Source organism: Planococcus halocryophilus, from assembly GCF_022489025.1.
Lineage (GTDB): Bacteria > Bacillota > Bacilli > Bacillales_A > Planococcaceae > Planococcus > Planococcus halocryophilus_A.
On sequence record NZ_JAKVTG010000004.1, the window covers coordinates 64,499 to 81,556 of the forward strand.

Consider the following 17,058-nt stretch of genomic DNA (forward strand, 5'->3'; position numbering starts at 1 on the left):
GAGAGATTTATCATGAAAACCATGACAACTCAAGAAGTTCAAGAATTATTGGAAAACAATCAATCGATCAATTTAATCGATGTTCGCGAAACAGACGAAGTTGCAGCAGGTAAAATTCCAGGTGCGATTAATATTCCTTTAGGATCATTGGAATCCCGCATGAGCGAACTTGATAAATCTCAAGAATATATTATGGTTTGCCGTTCAGGTGGCCGCAGTGGACAAGCAACTAGTTTCCTTGAAAACCAAGGCTACAAAGTTACGAATATGGACGGCGGAATGCTGAATTGGAATGGCGAAACAAACTAATTACCTGCTGAACTACAGGCGGAATATCAAGGAGGAAATTTAATGGTAAAGATAGACTTAACATTAGATGCAAAAGGAATGGCATGTCCGATGCCAATCGTAAAAACGAAAAAAACAATGAAAAGCATGGATTCAGGTAAAGTACTAGAAATTCTTGCGACAGATAAAGGTTCAACAGCCGATCTTCAAGCATGGGCAAAAAGTTCAGGGCATCAATATATCGGAACTGAAACTGAAGGAGATGTTTTACGTCATTTTCTACGCAAAGATGGTGCAGGATCTCCTGAAGAAACCATTACAATACCTGAAATCACATTAACTGATTTTGCTCAAAAAGTTGATGCAGATGAAAAGTTAACGATTTTAGATGTTCGTGAAGAAGATGAGTTTGAAGAAGCTCATATTCCAGGTGCAGTCCACATCGCATTAGGTGATGTAGAAACGCGCATGGATGAGTTGAAAAAAGAAGATACAATTTATATCATTTGCCATTCTGGTCGTAGAAGTGGAATTGCAGGAGATTTGATGGCTAAAAAAGGCTTTGATAAACTTTATAACGTAGTACCAGGTATGAGAGATTGGACTGGAAAAACAGTTTAAAAATTTTAACTAATTATATACCCCTGGAGGTAATTTTGTATGACGGTAACAGCAATGACAGCAAGTGAAGTAGCAAAAAAAGTAGTAAATGATCAGCCATTGTTCATCTTAGATGTACGAAATGGCGATGCCTTCGCGGATTGGAAAATTGAAGGCGGCAATATCCAATATTTGAATACACCTTATTTCGATTTATTGGACGGCGTCGAAGAAGTGGTTTCAGAATTGCCGACAGACAGAGATATTTTAGTCGTCTGTGCAAAAGAAGGATCTTCGATTATGGTAGCAGAAATGCTATCAGAAGAAGGTGTTCAAGCAGCGTATCTTCAAGGTGGTATGAAAGCCTGGAGTGAGCATCTGGAACCAGTAAAAGTCGGTGAATTGAGCAACGGCGGCGAATTATATCAATTTGTACGTCTTGGTAAGGGTTGCCTGTCTTATATGGTAATCTCTGAAGGAGAAGCCGCTGTAGTTGATGCAACTCGCATGGCAAATATCTTCTTGGACTTCGCGCAGGAAAAAGGCGCAACAATTAAACACGTTTTTGATACACACTTACACGCCGATCATATTTCTGGGGGCCGTGCAATTGCAGAAGCGACAGGCGCAACGTATTACTTGCCACCCAAAGACGCAGAAGGTGTTGTATTTGAATACGCGGCTCTAGAAAATGGTCTCGAAGTAGCAATTGGAAATTCGAAACTTGAAATTGAAGCTGTTTATTCACCCGGACACACAATCGGCTCTACTTCGTTTATCGTAGATAGCAAGTACTTGTTGACTGGTGACATTCTATTCATCGATTCAATTGGCCGTCCAGATCTTGCGGGGCTTGCTGAGGACTGGGTAGGCGATTTGAGAGAATCTCTTTACTCACGTTATCAGGATCTAGCAAACGAACTTATTGTTCTTCCAGCTCATTTCATGATTATTGATGAATTAAATGAAGACGGTAGTGTGGCTAAAAAACTTGGCGACTTATTTAAAGAAAACCACGGATTGAATATTTCGGACGAACAAGAATTCCGTGATATGGTTACGAAAAACTTACCGCCACAGCCGAATGCATATCAAGATATTCGTAAAACAAATATGGGTCAGATTACACCAGATGATGAAATACAGCGCGAAATGGAAATTGGACCAAATCGCTGTGCAGTTCGGTAAGTAAAAGCTGCACCTAGAACAGCCAATCATTTAGATATGAAGCAAACTAACGAAGGTTCTTACAAGCTCGCAGGAAAGTAGAGTGGGTTTGTAGAATAGTTTCAAGTGGAATAGTAAATAGTCATTTCAATTTATATGATAAAACAACTCAAAGGAGAGATTTTGATGAACGCAGATAAAGTATTAGACGCAAAAGGGCTAGCATGCCCAATGCCGATCGTAAAAACAAGAAAACAAATGAAAGAAATGGAAAGTGGACAGGTGCTTGAAATCTTGGCAACTGACAAAGGCGCAAAAGCAGATTTAGTTGCTTGGGCAAAATCAGGCGGTCACGAAATGTTGGATTCACGAGAAGATAGTGATGTCTTTACATTCTGGATTAAGAAAGGCTAAAAGTTGGATCAAAGGGTATCGTCATGATGCCCTTTTCCCTTTTTGAAAGGTGATGTAAAATGAGCATAGATTTTATCATTGTTATATTTCTCATCGGCTTTGTTGGTTCTTTTATTTCCGGAATGGTGGGAATCGGCGGCTCGATTATCAAGTATCCGATGTTACTTTATATACCAGTAATGCTAGGTTATACGGCTTTTAGTGCCCATGAAGTATCAGGTATTAGTGCCATCCAAGTCTTTTTCGCGACGATTGCCGGAGTATGGGCATATCGTGGTAGCGGCTATTTAAACAAAACATTGATCGCTTATATGGGCGGTGCGATTTTAGTAGGTAGCTTTATTGGTGGTTATGGTTCAACAATGTTGACTGAGCAAGGTATTAATATTGTCTATGCCGCATTAGCAACAATCGCTGTAGTCATGATGTTTATGCCTAAAAAAGGCGTGGATGACATTCCGCTTGATCAAGTTACATTCAACAAATGGCTAGCAGCAGGATTAGCATTTGCTGTCGGAATTGCAGCCGGAATCGTAGGTGCAGCAGGTGCCTTTATTTTAGTACCGATTATGCTGATTGTATTGAAAATCCCAACGCGGATGACAATTGCGACGTCGCTTGCCATTACGTTCTTATCGTCAATCGGTGCGACAGTTGGTAAAATTGTTACGGATCAGATTTTATACGGTCCAGCGGCTGTTATGGTTGTTGCAAGTATTATTGCAGCGCCACTTGGAGCTAAGCTAGGACAAAAAATGAATACGAACTATCTTCAATGGATTTTGGCTTTATTGATCTTAGGTACAGCTATTAAAATCTGGACAGATATTCTTTAATGTGAAGAGGACGCCTTTAAAGGCGTCCTCTTTTATATTTCAGCGCTTTTTCCACTTATGATTTCGATGCGGTCAGATGGATAAGTGTAGTTTCCAGTACGCTCGATTTGAGCCACCTCATACATTGCTAATGCTACATTTTTAGCTTCAACAGGCTTATATTTTTTCATTTTGCCTCGCATTAAAATACTGAATACTGGACTTAGTATCGTTGCGAATTTTTCACCTAACCGAAATTCTTTGCGCTCTCCTAGCAGTAAAGAAGGCTGAAAAATATGGAGTGCAATCAAACCTGTTTTCTTTAACCGTAACTGCAGTTGACCTTTAGTGCGGCTATAAAAAACTTTGGAAGTAGAGTCTGCACCTAATGCTGTAATGACTAAGAAGTTCTTTGCCTGCTGGGATGCAGCCAATTCAGCCATTTTAAGAGGATAGTCATAATCGACTTTTTTGAAAGCTTCTTGTGACCCCGCTTTTTTAATAGTTGTGCCAAGACAGCAAAAAACATCATCTACATCAAAGTGTTGGGCGTATTCGTCCAGTTTATCGAAATCAATGGTAACTTGTTCAAGTTTTTCATGTGTGATTTCGAGGGAGTGGCGAACCAAAACTTTAACGTGACTATACTGTGCACTGTTTAAAAGGATATGAAGCAATTCATTGCCAACCAAGCCGCTAGCTCCTGCTAGTAAAGCCGTTTTACTATTCAATGTGAACGACTCCTTTGTCTGTATCTCTTTAGTTTAAAATCTACTATACCGCATTTTTTAGTAAATTGTCTTTTTGCTTTGTTTCTTCTATTGTAGGGGTACAATAAGAGTAAGGTCAAAAAGAAAGGAAGACGCACATGAAACCAGTGATACTCGCTGAAAAACCAAGCCAAGCAAAGGCCTATGCTGAAGCGTTCAAGTCCACAAAACGTGATGGTTTTATTGAAATTGCACCAGACCCAATTTTTCCGGAAGGCGCATATATCACGTGGGGAATTGGACATCTTGTGGAGTTAAAAGAACCAAAAGCTTATGATCCGAAATGGGGTAAGTGGTCATTGGCTGCGTTGCCGATTTTGCCCAGCAATTATCAGTTTCAAATAGCACGAGGCAAAGCACAGCAATTTGGCATCATTAAAAAGTTGATATTTCAAACCGATACGGTCATTAATGCATGCGATGTTGACCGGGAAGGCTCTAATATATTTTATAGCATTTACTATCATACAGGTGCCAAGAACAAAAAAATAAAACGCTTATGGATAAACTCACTAGAAGCAGATGAAGTCAGAAAAGGTTTTCAAGAACTGCGTGACAATCAGCAAGACTTATTATTGTATCAAGAAGCAAAAGCGCGTCAAATTAGCGATTGGCTTGTCGGTATGAATGGATCTCGTTTGTATTCGTTATTGCTTCAAGAAAAAGGCATACGTGAAGTATTTGCGATAGGGCGAGTTCAGACGCCCACTGTTTTTTTGATTTACCAACGTGAAAAAGAAATTGAAGCGTTTGTACCAGAACCTTTTTATGAAATCGAAGGGCTGTTTGTTGCAGAAAAAGGACGTTATAAAGGCAAAGTGAAGTTGCGTGCAAAAGAGCGTAAAGAAGCAGAGGAATTACTCGTTAAGCATACGATTGGAGCAAAAGAAGAGGGGGTTGTGACACAGGTTAAAACGACAGAAAAGCGCACGCCGCCTCCACAGTTGCACTCGTTATCTACTTTGCAGGCAGCGGCCAATCGCAAGTGGAAATACAGTCCAGCAAAAGTTTTATCTGTTATGCAAGGTCTATACGAGAAAAAACTGGTTAGTTACCCGAGAACCGATACACAACATATTACACCTGGTGAATTTAGTTATTTGGCAGGCCAAGTAGAGAAATACCAACAAATCATCAATGCACAGTTTCCAATCGCGTCAAAGGCGCCCAAAAAGCGCTTTGTGGACAGTTCTAAAGTTCAGGAACATTATGCGATCATTCCAACAAAAACAATACCGACAGCACGCAAAATCGAAGGGTTAGCGAAAGACGAGCGCAATTTGTATGAAGAAGTGTTGCGGACGACATTGGCGATGTTTCATAAAGATTATCGATATGCAGAAACAAAAGTAACGACAGAAGTTAAAGGCTTACCATTTTTCACAACCGGAAAAACAGAGCTTGATAAAGGCTGGAAAGAGCTGTTTGCCGTTTCTAAAGAAGCGAAGCAAGAGCCTTCATTGCCGGAATTGCGTGAGCAAGAGCCTGTTAAGAGCAAAATTGACATAAAAGAAAGTATGACGACTCCGCCAAAGCCTTATACAGAAGGACAACTAATCGCCATGATGAAAACATGCGGGAAGCTTGTTGAAGACGTAGAAGATACCGAGATTCTGAAAGAAATTGAAGGACTCGGCACAGAAGCGACTAGAAGTGGCATTATTGAAACAATCAAGCGTCATGAATACATTTCAGTCACAAAAAACATTGTTTCTATTACGGGAAAAGGGCGTATCCTATGCCAGTCTATTGAAGGGAATTTATTGTCGAGTCCATCAATGACGGCGAAATGGGAAACGTATTTAAAGAAAATTGGGCGCGGAGAAGGATCCGCTGAAGTATTTTTAGCAACTATCGGCAAATTTATTCAAAAGCTACTCGACGAAGTACCAGCTCAAATGCAGCAAAACGGATTGCCAGCGCAACTAGCAACGCCTGATGCAAAAGACGAAATCGCACTTTGCCCAAGGTGCAAAACAGGCATGATTGTCTCAAGAAGAGGTTCTTATAATTGCACGGAATATGCGAATGGCTGCAAGCAATCTTTTCCTGCAACGTTCCTGAAAAAACGATTAACAGCCAAGCAAATCGAGTATTTGTGTACGAAAGGTAAGACGCCAGTCATTAAAGGCTTCGTTTCGAAAAATGGCAAGAAATTCAATGCCAAATTGATACTTGAAGACGGTAAGTTGAAAATGGAATTCTGAAGTTCATTTGGTTGCAATAACCCCGGCCTCTCTTTAATAATCAATAAGAGAGCAAAGTAAATAATTTGGAAGAAAGGGAGTTTCGCATGAATTACAATTTTGATGAAATTATTAATAGAAGAGGGACTTATTCCTTGAAGTGGGACGGGGAAGAATTGATCAAACAGTTTGGTCTGACAGAAAGGTATGATGAAGACACCATTCCATTATTTACGGCAGATATGGATTTACCGGTACCTCAACCATTAGTCGATGCATTGCATAAAACAGTCGATCATCGTATATACGGATATTCTGTTTTTCCAGATGAATATTTTGATGCGATTCAAGCATGGATGCAAAAACGGCATGACTGGACCATAGAAAAAGAACATATTGTCTATAGCCCAGGGACTGTTCATGCATTGAGTATTGCAGTTAAAGCATTTACAAATGCGGAAGATGGCATCATGATTCAACGCCCTGTCTATCCTCCCTTTACTTCTGTAATTGAAGGTAATAATCGGAACGTAGTTAATAATGCTTTGAAAAAAGATGATGATGGCTATTATTCAATCGACTTTGAAGATTTTGAAGCAAAAGCCCAAGATGACAACACGAAAATGTTTATACTGTGCAATCCACATAACCCAACTGGTCGGAATTTCAATGAAGACGAATTGAAAAAAATGGCAACTATTTGTCATAAACACAATGTCTTAATTGTGGCAGATGAAATTCATGGAGATTTGCTTCGTCGTGGCGAAAAATTTGTGCCAATGGCAAAAGTAGCAGAGCACAAAGATCATATCATTACGTGCACCGCCATCAATAAAACCTTTAATGTTGCTGGACTTCATTGCACCAATGTCATTATCTCTGATGAAGAGCTGCGAACTAAATTCTCTACTGAAATGGGCATGCAACTAGCATCTCCGTTTGCTATTGCGGCATTAATTGCTGTTTACAACGAAGGTGAAGATTGGTTAGAACAACTAAAGGACTATGTGGATGGCACGATGACGTATATAAAAGAATTTTTAGCGGACAACATGCCAGAAGTTAATGTAGCGATACCAGAAGGCACGTATATTATGTGGCTAGACTTTAGCGGTTACGGAATTTCAGCGAAGGAAATTCACGACCGCATTTACAATAAAGCCAATGTCTTGTTAGAAGATGGCAGTATGTTTGGGGAAGAAGGAGAGTTCTTTCAGCGAATTTGTACACCTTCTCCGCGTCCACTTATTCAAGAAGCGTTAGAAAGAATTGCTAAAGAGTTTGAAGATATTTCGAAAAAGTAAGTAGACAAAAAAAGGGGCAAGCTCACAAAATGAGCTTACCCCTTTTGTGATTAAATTTCGTATTTCCCTTTTAACGGAACGAATAATACGTTGTTTAAAGACGTCGTGTGAAGTTTTCCGCTACTATCTTTTTCGATTAAGAGCAGCTCTTGGTTAAAGGAGTTGCCAACTGGAATAACCATTTTCCCATCATTACTTAATTGGTCGAGCAATTCTGGAGGCACTTCAGAAGCTGCGGCTGTGACCATAATGCGATCGAAAGGCGCATGTTCTTGCCAACCCTCGCTGCCATCACCTAATTTGAAATGGATATTGTGGATGTTTAAATGAGCTAATCGTTCTTTTGCGCGATTGTGTAATTCTTCAATTCTTTCAATGGTGTAGACGGCTCCTGAGAAAATGGCCAGTAATGTAGTTTGAAAACCGGAACCTGTTCCTACTTCTAACACTTTATCAGTTGGCTGAAGACCAAGTGCTAGGGTCATTTCAAGAACAAGCGATGGCTGTGAGATGGTTTGTTCAAATCCAATGGGAAGGGCATGGTCGAGTGACGCAAGATCTTTATTGGAATCCATGAAATAGCTGCGATCCATTTCTCTGAAATAAGCAATAATCTCTTTTCTACGATTTTCCATTATCTTTCCCTACTTTCTTTTCCTACGGAAATATTAAGCAAAGCAGTGTTTAAATCATGCATTTTCGGAGAGGTCTTGTTACAGTAATTTTAAGTGGAAAACAGCAAGCTGTATAGTATTTGCTACGGCATTTTCGGAGAAGGAGATTGTCATAATGACATATCAACAAATGACCATCGAAACAATCGAAAAAGGAATTTATTTAAGTGAAGAAAATTGGGAAGTAGCAACTTTGGGAATGGGCTGTTTTTGGGGTCCAGACGCGCGGTTTGGGAGTATGGCAGGTATTATGCGAACTCGGGTGGGATTTGCAGGGGGAACCACTCCAATGCCTAGTTACCGAACGATGGGCGACCATACAGAAACTATCCAAATCGAATACGATCCACAGGTAATTAGCTACGCAAATATACTAAAGGAATTTTGGCGGAATCATTACCCGAATCGCGATAATTACAAAGGAAGACAATATATTTCTTTAGTCCATTATCATACCGACCTACAACGACAAGCAATTGAGGCGATTCGAAAAGAAATGGAAACAGAACTAGGCGAGTCGATTGAAACGGAGATTTCTCTTTTTAGTCAGTTTACTTTGGCAGAAGAGCGTCATCAAAAATACTATTTAAAGCGTTACCCGAAAGCACTTGATCAACTCGCAGCACTTTATCCAAATAAAGAAATGCTAGTAGACTCTACTTTTGCTGCGCGATTAAATGGTTTTGTGAAAGGCTTCGGTACAAAAGATAGCTTGCAAAAAGAGATAAATCAGTGGAGCATTGGAGAAACTGAGAAGGCTTTTTTAACAAAGCTTTTTTTATCGTTAAAATGGTAAGGGCATAGAATGAAATGTAGAGGGGCGAAGCAACAATGGATCAAACCACAATGATTATGGCTTTAGTGCCAATTATTATTATTCAACTTGCTTTAATGATTTTCGCTTTAGTGGATTTAGTGAAAAATCCTAGTCCAAATGGACCAAAGTGGATGTGGGGGATTATTATTGTCGTCATCAATATTCTTGGTCCCATTCTTTACTTTGTGATTGGGAGGAAAAATTATTGAATATCGTAGAAGTTGAAAACCTGACAAAACGCTATGGAGCAGAAAGTGCTGTTGAAGATCTTTCTTTTGTACTGGAGAAAGGGACTGCTACAGCATTGATTGGTCCGAATGGCGCGGGGAAGACGACAAGTTTGTCGATGTTGGCTAATTTGTTATCTCCAACGAGCGGAAAAATCACAATGGAAAAAGACGTATCCCTTGGTTTTCTTCCTCAATACCCTCAATTCTTCCCATGGCTGACAGCAGTTGAATTTACAGAATTGGCAGCTAAAATAAGTGGTGTCGAAACAAAGCAAGCAAGATTGCAATCCATACAAACTTTAGAATTTGTAGGTCTTGAAAGTTCTTTACATAAAAAAATTGGCAGCTTTTCTGGAGGCATGAAGCAGCGCTTAGGTCTTGCACAAGCGATTGTTCACCGACCTAACTTGCTTTTACTAGACGAACCCATCTCAGCATTGGATCCAACAGGACGCCGAGAAATCATGAATTTATTAAAATCGTTACAACAAGATACGACCATTTTGTATTCTACTCATATTTTGAATGATGCGGAAGAAATGACAGATCAGCTATTGTTCATGAAAGATGGACGTTTGATTGAGCAAGGTTCTTTGAAGGAAGTTAAGAAAAAACATGCGAACCCGTATATCCAGATAAAATTTAGAAACCATACTTCTGCGTTAGAGTTTGTAGGCAGTCATACATGGAAGTGTGAAGTTGAAGAAAACCTTGTTCTAATACCGGTTTCTAACTCCGGTCCGACTATGCAGCAAGTTCTTCACATCCTATCAACTGAAAAACAGGATATTATAGGAGTCGAGTTTCAAGATGCATCCTTGGAAGAAATCTTTCTAAAGGTGGTTGCTGCTAAATGAAACAGTTTTTTATGTTATTAAAAAAAGAACAGCTAGAAAATATACGTAATTATAAAATATACTGGATACCAGCAATTTTCATTCTTTTGGGCATACTAGAACCCACTACGAATTATTTTCTTCCACAAATTATTGAGTCGTCTGGAGGCTTACCAGAAGGTGCGGTATTAGAAATACCGACGCCTACGCCAGAACAGATGTTGGCTGCAATCGTAGAGCAATTTCAAACAATAGGAATAGCGGTGCTGATTTTAGCTTATATGGGAACAATAGCAGGAGAGCGGAAAAGTGGGACTGCCACTTTGCTGTATGTTCGGCCGCTGTCATTTAGAGCGTATTTTTTAAGTAAATGGACGATGGCATCGGTTATTTCTCTAGTCAGTGTCTGGCTCGGTTTTCTGGCAGGCTACTACTATACATACCTGTTTTTTGGAGAAGTAGAATTGATCAAAGTTTTGCAAATGATGGGGACTTATAGTGTGTGGGTGCTATTTATTATGGCCCTTCTCTTGGTTGCAAGTGCCATTTCACCGAATAGCGGATTTGCTGCAGCAATTGCGTTTTCCACCTATTTGCTTATCCAATTAACTGATGGCTTGTTTGGACTGAACTGGACTTTTTCCCCCGGGAAAATCCCTCAATATGGACTAGAATGGTTGATAGGTGCTCCTGACAGTAGTGGTTTGTGGGGAGCTATAGGGATAGCGGTTCTTCTTATCTTGCTTTTATTCGCTATAGGGAGTTGGGCAGCCCAAAGAAATAAAGCAAAGACCAAAGTTTAGTTTGAAATTTTACGTTCCGAGTGTGATTAGCTAGTTTACACTTTTCTTCGGTAGAGCTGTTAAAATAGCATAAAGGAGCTGGGGGATATGCTGCACCATGTAGAACTTAACGTTTCAAATTTAGTAGAATCCAAATCTTTTTACAGTAAACTATTGCCACCCCTTGGCTATTCGTTGTTTCAAGAATGGGAAAAGGGATTTAGTTATAAGGTAGGTTCTACTTATCTGGTTTTTGTACAAACGGAAGAAAAGTTTCTGCAGCATCCGTATCACCGCAAAGAAACAGGGTTGAATCATTTAGCATTTCACGCATCGTCACGCGCGCAAGTAGACGAAATGACGGAAAAAATGCAGCAATTAGGGGCCCGGATTTTATATCAAGATCTTCATCCTTACGCGGGAGGACCAGATTATTATGCGGTTTTCTTTGAAGGACCTGATCGCTTAAAAATAGAAATTGTCGCACCGAACGAAACAATCAGTAATGATTAAGGTTTATGTACGATGTGGTTAACAAAATTAGAATCGAATAGAGGCTAGTTGATTATGAAGAAGCTTGTAATTATTATCTTGTTCGCGCTAGTCATATGGGGCATCTTTTGGAGCAGTAATAAGTGGTTAGAAACCACCGAATATACAGTAGTGTCTGAAGAGTTACCTGAGGCTTTTGATGGGGCAAAAATTGTCCAAATATCCGATTTACACAATGCGACTTTTGGAAAAGATCAATCGTCTTTAATAAAGAAAATACAATCCGCTAAACCCGATGCGGTTTTTTTAACAGGCGACTTTATCGACAGCAATCGCTATGATTTGTCAGCGAGCTTAGTGTTAATAGATGAAATAGTGAAAATGAGTAAAGTATATTTTGTTACTGGGAATCATGAAATAGCTTCAAATAAGGTAGAGGAAATTACAGCCGCTTTGCAAGACCGCGGAGTGATCGTTTTGCAAAATGATTCAGTAGAGTGGGAAAAGGATGGCAGCACGATTCAAATTGCAGGAATTGACGATCCGCTAAGTGAGCCTACAAGACATGGGGACGAGGTTACGCATGATTACCTTGAATCTGCTCGTTTGACCGATGACTTCACTTTATTGTTAGTACATCGTCCCGAATATTTATCTACCTATGCTGAAGCTGAAGTGGATGTTGTTTTTGCTGGACATGCTCATGGCGGCCAAGTTCGTCTTCCTGGAATTGGCGGCTTGTATGCGCCAGGCCAAGGGTGGTTTCCAAAAGTAACGGAAGGAATTTTTGATCAAGGTTCATCCCAAATGGTCGTCAGTCGCGGCTTGGGGAACAGTAATTTTCCTCTCCGAATTTTCAATCGTCCGGAACTTGTTGTAGTGACGTTGGAAAGAGAATAAGGATTGTAGAGTAAATACAAGCAAGGAGGTCGCCTCTAATGATTAAAAAAAAGGAAGTTACATTGCATCGTTACTCTTCGAAACGTTCAATAGATTATGATTTACCAGTCGAGCAATTGGAATTTACACGCTTACCTAAAGAAATCGTGGAAAAAGATGCTAGTGATCCGTTAAAGCATTTCATTATCATCAAAGCACGTGGAGAAGATGCTGGATTTTTTGAATTAGATGAATCAGAAGACCGCAAGAAATACTCTGATAATCCAAAGTCTTTATTGCTTAGAGGGTTTTCGGTTAACCCGAAATTTCAAGGAAGAGGAATAGCAACGGGATCAATTTATGCGCTACCAGAATTTATAGAAGAGGAATTTTTGAATTTTGATGAAGTGGTGCTGGGTGTTAATGCACGCAACATACCAGCTCAACGGTTATATCAAAAAGCGGGATTTGAAGATACTGGTAGAAGAATTATGCGTACCAAAGGTGAGCACTATGTGATGTCTTTATCTATCCAAAAAACCAAGTGAGAGCATACATGCTTTTGCTTGGTTTTTTGTTTACTCGAAATATAAGTGTTTGTGTAAATTACACCCCGGGTTGAACGCCGAAGAGCAAGATGGACAAGTAGAGGCACAATTTAAATACTCGGTAATTGTCAATTCATATCCGCAAGTACCACATAATATAGCTTTTTCGTGAAAGCGGTCGATTGGCCAAACTTGTTGCTTCCTACAACCTTCAGCTTCATGACATTCAAAACAAGGGAAGTATTCTTGGCAACAGAAAAACTTAATAGCAATTCGGTCGATAGGTGAGTCGTAATGAATACAACGTGTTTCAGCATCTACGTTTATGCCTTTTACTTGTTGGTGATGGGGCATCTCAGTTCCTCCTTTAGAAAAAAGTGAATTTACAAGAAAAACTTCTTAATTTAAAATAATCAGTTTGATTTATATGGTTCAGTTTCTTTCTATGCTACTATTAAAAAGACGAAACTACGAATCTAATTCTTCGGGGCAAGGTGAAATTCCTTACCGGCGGTGAGCAGGAAACTGCAAGTCCGTGACCCGGTTGGACGATGGCAAGCATAGGCCACTATGTTTTAAACGTCCAAACGGTGGAGCTGGTGAAATTCCGGCACCGACAGTTACAGTCTGGATGGGAGAAGAATTTAGAGATCGGCTTCGTTATGTGCCTCTTCTTTTCAATGTGTTGAAATTGAAAGGAGGAATTTGTATGACCAAACACCTTTATCAGGGAGTAGTCTCTGGAAATACAAGTCAACGGTCTTTAACCCTGCTCATTCTCTCAGCGGAAAACGAGCTTCTTCAAGGTACGAAAAATGGCCGTCCGACTGGCCAACTTGATAAAGAAGCAGGGCACATTGTGTTATGGATTCAAACCCTTCTGAAATATTCTTTCCTCACCACCCATACGCCCCATGGTGGAAAGCACCCGAAAACTCGTAAGACCCCAATTGAATACACTTTAGCGAACAGATTGGAGGAGTATGCCTAAATGTTTACAGGTATTGTTGAAGAACTTGGACATGTTGCCTCAGTTCGCTCTAAGCCACAAGCAATGGAGTTAACCATTTCCTGTGCGCTAATTTTAGAAGACGTTAAGCGCGGAGACAGTATTTCCATTAACGGAGTTTGTTTAACTGTATCGACCTTTACTTCTAATACTTTCACAGTTGATGTGATTCCAGAAACGGTCAAATCTTCAACGATGAAGGAATTGAAAGCAGGTTCCCGGGTAAATCTTGAACGCGCTATGCCAGCTAATGGACGTTTTGGCGGTCATTTTGTTAGTGGACATATTGATGGCGTCGGCGTTATCCGATCTGTGAAAAAAGAAGCAAATGCGATCACTAAAACAATCGAGCTTGAACCTCAGTTGTTGAAGTATATGATGCTAAAAGGATCGATCGCAGTAGATGGTACTTCTTTGACTATTTTTGCTGTTAGCCATAATACTGTGACGATTTCTCTTATTCCGACGACGCAAGAAGACTCGCTATTAGGAGAAAAAGGCATTGGTGAAAAGGTCAATATCGAATGTGATTTATTGGCAAAGTATACCGAGCGAATTCAAACAGCAGAAACGAAAATCAGCAGAAGCTGGCTAGCAGAAAACGGATTTTAAAAGGAGGCGCAACACAAATGTTTTACACGGTAGAAAAAGCCATTGAAGATTTAAAGAATGGTAAAGCCATTATTGTAATTGATGATGAAGATCGAGAAAATGAAGGCGATTTTGTTGCTTTGGCAGAATTTGCTTCACCTGAAATCGTCAATTTGATGGCGACCGAAGGAAGAGGTTTGATCTGTGTACCTATTGCAAAATCAATCGCCCAAAACTTACAAATTGGTCTAATGACGGACCATAATACAGATGAATATGGTACTGCTTTTACAATCAGTGTGGATCATAAAGATACGACAACAGGAATTAGTGCTTTTGAACGCTCTCATACAATTACTAGCTTAGTGAAGCCAGATGCTACGGCCACTGACTTTAAACGTCCAGGCCATATCTTTCCTTTGATCGCAAAAGATGGTGGCGTCCTTGAACGAACAGGACATACTGAAGCAGCCGTAGATCTAGCAAAGCTTGCAGGTTCACCTCCAGCAGGAGTTATATGTGAAATTATGAATGCTGATGGCACAATGGCGCGTGTTAACGATTTGTTACAAGTGTCAGAACGTCTCGGTCTTGGTATTTTAACGATTAAAGATTTAGTAACGTACCAACAAAAACAACAAAACATGACAACTTATTAATCTACTAGAGGAGATGGATTGCATGACTGTACATTTTGAAGGATATTTAAACGGTGAAGGTTTACGAATTGGAATTGTAGTTGGTCGTTTTAATGAATTTATCACAAGCAAATTATTAAGTGGGGCAGAAGATGCTTTAAAACGTCATGGCGTTGGAGAAGACGATGTTTCGATTGCTTGGGTGCCTGGAGCTTTCGAAATTCCGCTTGTAGCGAAAAAAATGGCGATGAGCGGAAATTATGATGCCATTGTTACGTTAGGAACAGTCATCAGAGGCGCAACTCCTCATTTTGATTATGTTTGCAGCGAGGTTGCTAAAGGCGTATCAAGAGCTAGTGACCATGCAGATATCCCAGTAATCTTTGGTGTATTAACAACAGATTCGATTGAACAAGCAATAGAACGTGCAGGAACAAAAGCAGGCAACAAAGGTTGGGAATCAGCAGCAGGTGCTATTGAAATGGCCAACTTGATGAAAAAATTATAATTTATGACTCCTGAGCTAATGCTCGGGAGTTTTTTTGAGGTTAAAAAATGTAATTTGGGGAATGTGTGATATAGCGAGAAATACTTAATGTAATTAGTTTAAGAAATATCAATTGAAATAAGGTGGAGAATGATGGACAAAACAATTTATCTAATTAGACATTGTCAAGCAACTGGACAAGCGCCAGAAGCCGAGCTAACAGAGGTAGGTAAAAAGCAGGCAAAGGATTTATCGGAGTTTTTTCAGCAACGGCAAGTTGTTCATTTTGTTTCTAGCCCATTCATGCGAGCGATTCAGTCTATTGAGCCGGCCGCTAAGCAATTGGGTTTACCGATTGTGATTGATAGTCGCTTAGCTGAACGCATATTAAGTTCGGAAGATTTGCCAGATTGGATGAAAAAGCTAGAAGCGTCATTTAATGATGAGGAATTGAAATTTTCGGGCGGTGAATCGGGTAAAGAAGCAACAACTCGTGCAATGGCAGCGTTAAGCGATATGAAACACGGAACCGCTGCTGTGACTCATGGAAACTTGCTTGGACTACTGTTAAAAAGTATCGATCCTCGTTATGACTTTTCAACATGGCAAAAACTGACCAATCCAGATGTTTTTAAAGTGGAAATAAGTGATGGACAGACTTCTGTAGTTCGCTTGTGGCAATAATTACATAAAAAATACTGACAGCAGATCTGCTGTCAGTTTGGTGGCTAGAAATTATTCAAGTGTATTTCCTTCACTTGGAATCGGGTTGTTTTTAAGCATCCCTGCAAAATGATACGTATTATAAGCAAGTCGTCTAATTGCTTTTTTAGTGAATTCATTATCTTTACCAGTATCCATATAAGACGGACCAGGACCTGCTTCGCCGACCCAGTAAGCATCGACATTTGGTGGTACAACAAATCCAATATGAGAAAGTGCGTAAAGAACAGAAGCGGCTGCGTGTTTAGCGCCATCTTCGTTTCCTGTAATCGCTACACCACCAACTTTATTGTAGAAAATGGATTGTCCTTTATCGTTAGTAACGCTACTGCTTGCATAAAGACGCTCGATGGTTTGTGTCGCTAACGAACTTTTTTCTCCAAGCCATAAAGGTGTACCAATAATCACAATATCTGCGGCCATTACTTTTTCAAAAACTTGAGGCCATTCATCCCCTTCACCCATGTCCGGTTGAACACCGTAAGCAACGGCATAATCGGCTAAACGAACAACTTCAGATTCTACACCTAATTGATTGTAGTGAACTTGAACGTCTTTGATAAACTCTTCCGTATGGGAAGGTTCCTTTGAATTTTTTAATGAAGTGTTGATGAAAAGTGCTTTTAAAGGTTGCATCGAATCGCTCCTTTTAGGTAGTCAGGCTCACTCATTAAAACGACTAGCTAGCTTGTCTTATAGTTGACCTGCTGATTGTTAGTGTATTCTATATAACACTATACATTCTTTATTCCCTATTAAATTGAATATATGCAACATTCAACATAGTTTTTCGTCTGTAGAAAAGAGG

General features: G+C 39.9%; 22 protein-coding genes, 1 pseudogene and 1 riboswitch. Of the genes and pseudogenes, 19 read left to right on the top strand and 4 right to left on the bottom strand.

Annotation, left to right across the window (positions count from 1 at the left end):
- The first annotated feature begins 12 nt into the window (after positions 1 to 12).
- From MLE13_RS06515 to MLE13_RS06535, 5 genes are all read left to right on the top strand, one after another.
- A complete protein-coding gene (locus MLE13_RS06515; protein WP_008498375.1) occupies positions 13 to 309 on the top strand; it encodes a rhodanese-like domain-containing protein in 297 nt (98 codons plus the stop codon).
- 42 nt (positions 310 to 351) lie between these two features.
- Complete coding sequence (locus tag MLE13_RS06520; RefSeq protein ID WP_240748770.1) at positions 352 to 909, top strand: sulfurtransferase TusA family protein; 558 nt, start codon at positions 352 to 354, stop codon at positions 907 to 909.
- A gap of 39 nt (positions 910 to 948) precedes the next feature.
- Entirely contained in the window at positions 949 to 2,076 is a 1,128-nt protein-coding gene (locus MLE13_RS06525) for an MBL fold metallo-hydrolase (protein ID WP_240748772.1), read from the top strand.
- A 165-nt stretch (positions 2,077 to 2,241) separates the two neighbouring features.
- On the top strand, positions 2,242 to 2,469 hold the full coding sequence (locus tag MLE13_RS06530; RefSeq protein WP_008498378.1) for a sulfurtransferase TusA family protein: 228 nt from the start codon (positions 2,242 to 2,244) through the stop codon (positions 2,467 to 2,469).
- A gap of 59 nt (positions 2,470 to 2,528) precedes the next feature.
- Entirely contained in the window at positions 2,529 to 3,305 is a 777-nt protein-coding gene (locus tag MLE13_RS06535) for a sulfite exporter TauE/SafE family protein (protein WP_240748774.1), read from the top strand.
- A 32-nt stretch (positions 3,306 to 3,337) separates the two neighbouring features.
- Here the strand turns inward: MLE13_RS06535 and MLE13_RS06540 are convergent, their stop codons facing one another.
- Positions 3,338 to 4,015, bottom strand: a complete 678-nt coding sequence (locus MLE13_RS06540; RefSeq protein WP_240748776.1) for an NAD(P)H-binding protein — start codon at positions 4,013 to 4,015, stop codon at positions 3,338 to 3,340.
- Positions 4,016 to 4,152: 137 nt separating this feature from the next.
- On the opposite strand from MLE13_RS06540, the gene topB reads away from it, so the two are divergent.
- Positions 4,153 to 6,261 (top strand): type IA DNA topoisomerase, encoded by a 2,109-nt coding sequence (gene topB / locus MLE13_RS06545; protein ID WP_240748777.1) that lies wholly within the window; start codon positions 4,153 to 4,155, stop codon positions 6,259 to 6,261.
- A gap of 86 nt (positions 6,262 to 6,347) precedes the next feature.
- On the top strand, positions 6,348 to 7,544 hold the full coding sequence (locus MLE13_RS06550; RefSeq protein ID WP_240748778.1) for a MalY/PatB family protein: 1,197 nt from the start codon (positions 6,348 to 6,350) through the stop codon (positions 7,542 to 7,544).
- Between the two features lie 50 nt (positions 7,545 to 7,594).
- Here MLE13_RS06550 and MLE13_RS06555 read toward each other — a convergent pair whose 3' ends face one another.
- On the bottom strand, positions 7,595 to 8,179 hold the full coding sequence (locus tag MLE13_RS06555) for a protein-L-isoaspartate(D-aspartate) O-methyltransferase (RefSeq protein ID WP_240748780.1): 585 nt from the start codon (positions 8,177 to 8,179) through the stop codon (positions 7,595 to 7,597).
- Between the two features lie 154 nt (positions 8,180 to 8,333).
- Between MLE13_RS06555 and msrA the strand changes: the two genes are divergently transcribed.
- From msrA to MLE13_RS06590, 7 genes are all read left to right on the top strand, one after another.
- A complete protein-coding gene (msrA, locus tag MLE13_RS06560; protein WP_240748782.1) occupies positions 8,334 to 9,014 on the top strand; it encodes a peptide-methionine (S)-S-oxide reductase MsrA in 681 nt (226 codons plus the stop codon).
- A gap of 35 nt (positions 9,015 to 9,049) precedes the next feature.
- Positions 9,050 to 9,244, top strand: coding sequence for a PLD nuclease N-terminal domain-containing protein (locus tag MLE13_RS06565; RefSeq protein WP_240748784.1), 195 nt, complete (start codon positions 9,050 to 9,052; stop codon positions 9,242 to 9,244).
- Positions 9,241 to 10,122, top strand: a complete 882-nt coding sequence (locus tag MLE13_RS06570; RefSeq protein ID WP_240748786.1) for an ABC transporter ATP-binding protein — start codon at positions 9,241 to 9,243, stop codon at positions 10,120 to 10,122. Before MLE13_RS06565 ends, MLE13_RS06570 begins: the two co-directional genes overlap by 4 nt.
- Positions 10,119 to 10,904, top strand: coding sequence for an ABC transporter permease (locus MLE13_RS06575; protein WP_240748788.1), 786 nt, complete (start codon positions 10,119 to 10,121; stop codon positions 10,902 to 10,904). The genes MLE13_RS06570 and MLE13_RS06575 overlap by 4 nt, the downstream gene beginning before the upstream one ends.
- Positions 10,905 to 10,991: 87 nt before the next feature.
- Positions 10,992 to 11,396, top strand: a complete 405-nt coding sequence (locus MLE13_RS06580; protein ID WP_240748790.1) for a VOC family protein — start codon at positions 10,992 to 10,994, stop codon at positions 11,394 to 11,396.
- Between the two features lie 54 nt (positions 11,397 to 11,450).
- Positions 11,451 to 12,275: a metallophosphoesterase gene (locus MLE13_RS06585; protein WP_240748792.1), complete on the top strand. Its 825-nt coding sequence runs from the start codon at positions 11,451 to 11,453 to the stop codon at positions 12,273 to 12,275.
- Positions 12,276 to 12,313: 38 nt separating this feature from the next.
- Positions 12,314 to 12,802 carry a GNAT family N-acetyltransferase gene (locus MLE13_RS06590; RefSeq protein WP_240748794.1) on the top strand — a complete coding sequence of 163 codons (489 nt, stop codon included), beginning with the start codon at positions 12,314 to 12,316 and terminating at the stop codon, positions 12,800 to 12,802.
- 30 nt (positions 12,803 to 12,832) lie between these two features.
- On the opposite strand, the gene MLE13_RS06595 is transcribed toward MLE13_RS06590, so the two are convergent.
- Positions 12,833 to 13,156: a CHY zinc finger protein gene (locus tag MLE13_RS06595; protein WP_240748796.1), complete on the bottom strand. Its 324-nt coding sequence runs from the start codon at positions 13,154 to 13,156 to the stop codon at positions 12,833 to 12,835.
- A 122-nt stretch (positions 13,157 to 13,278) separates the two neighbouring features.
- A riboswitch (FMN riboswitch) is annotated at positions 13,279 to 13,449 on the top strand.
- Between the two features lie 62 nt (positions 13,450 to 13,511).
- On the opposite strand from MLE13_RS06595, the gene MLE13_RS06600 reads away from it, so the two are divergent.
- From MLE13_RS06600 to MLE13_RS06620, 5 genes and pseudogenes are all read left to right on the top strand, one after another.
- Entirely contained in the window at positions 13,512 to 13,793 is a 282-nt protein-coding gene (locus MLE13_RS06600) for a hypothetical protein (protein ID WP_240748798.1), read from the top strand.
- The gene (gene ribE, locus MLE13_RS06605; protein WP_240748799.1) at positions 13,794 to 14,423 is read left to right on the top strand and encodes a riboflavin synthase; all 630 of its coding nucleotides are present in this window, start codon (positions 13,794 to 13,796) and stop codon (positions 14,421 to 14,423) included.
- Between the two features lie 17 nt (positions 14,424 to 14,440).
- Positions 14,441 to 15,049: pseudogene (ribB, locus tag MLE13_RS06610) on the top strand (3,4-dihydroxy-2-butanone-4-phosphate synthase); the annotation flags it as partial.
- Between the two features lie 34 nt (positions 15,050 to 15,083).
- Complete coding sequence (gene ribH / locus MLE13_RS06615; protein ID WP_008432128.1) at positions 15,084 to 15,548, top strand: 6,7-dimethyl-8-ribityllumazine synthase; 465 nt, start codon at positions 15,084 to 15,086, stop codon at positions 15,546 to 15,548.
- Between the two features lie 132 nt (positions 15,549 to 15,680).
- Complete coding sequence (locus MLE13_RS06620; protein ID WP_240748800.1) at positions 15,681 to 16,211, top strand: histidine phosphatase family protein; 531 nt, start codon at positions 15,681 to 15,683, stop codon at positions 16,209 to 16,211.
- A gap of 51 nt (positions 16,212 to 16,262) precedes the next feature.
- Here MLE13_RS06620 and MLE13_RS06625 read toward each other — a convergent pair whose 3' ends face one another.
- Entirely contained in the window at positions 16,263 to 16,886 is a 624-nt protein-coding gene (locus MLE13_RS06625) for a flavodoxin family protein (RefSeq protein ID WP_240748802.1), read from the bottom strand.
- Positions 16,887 to 17,058: the final 172 nt, after the last annotated feature.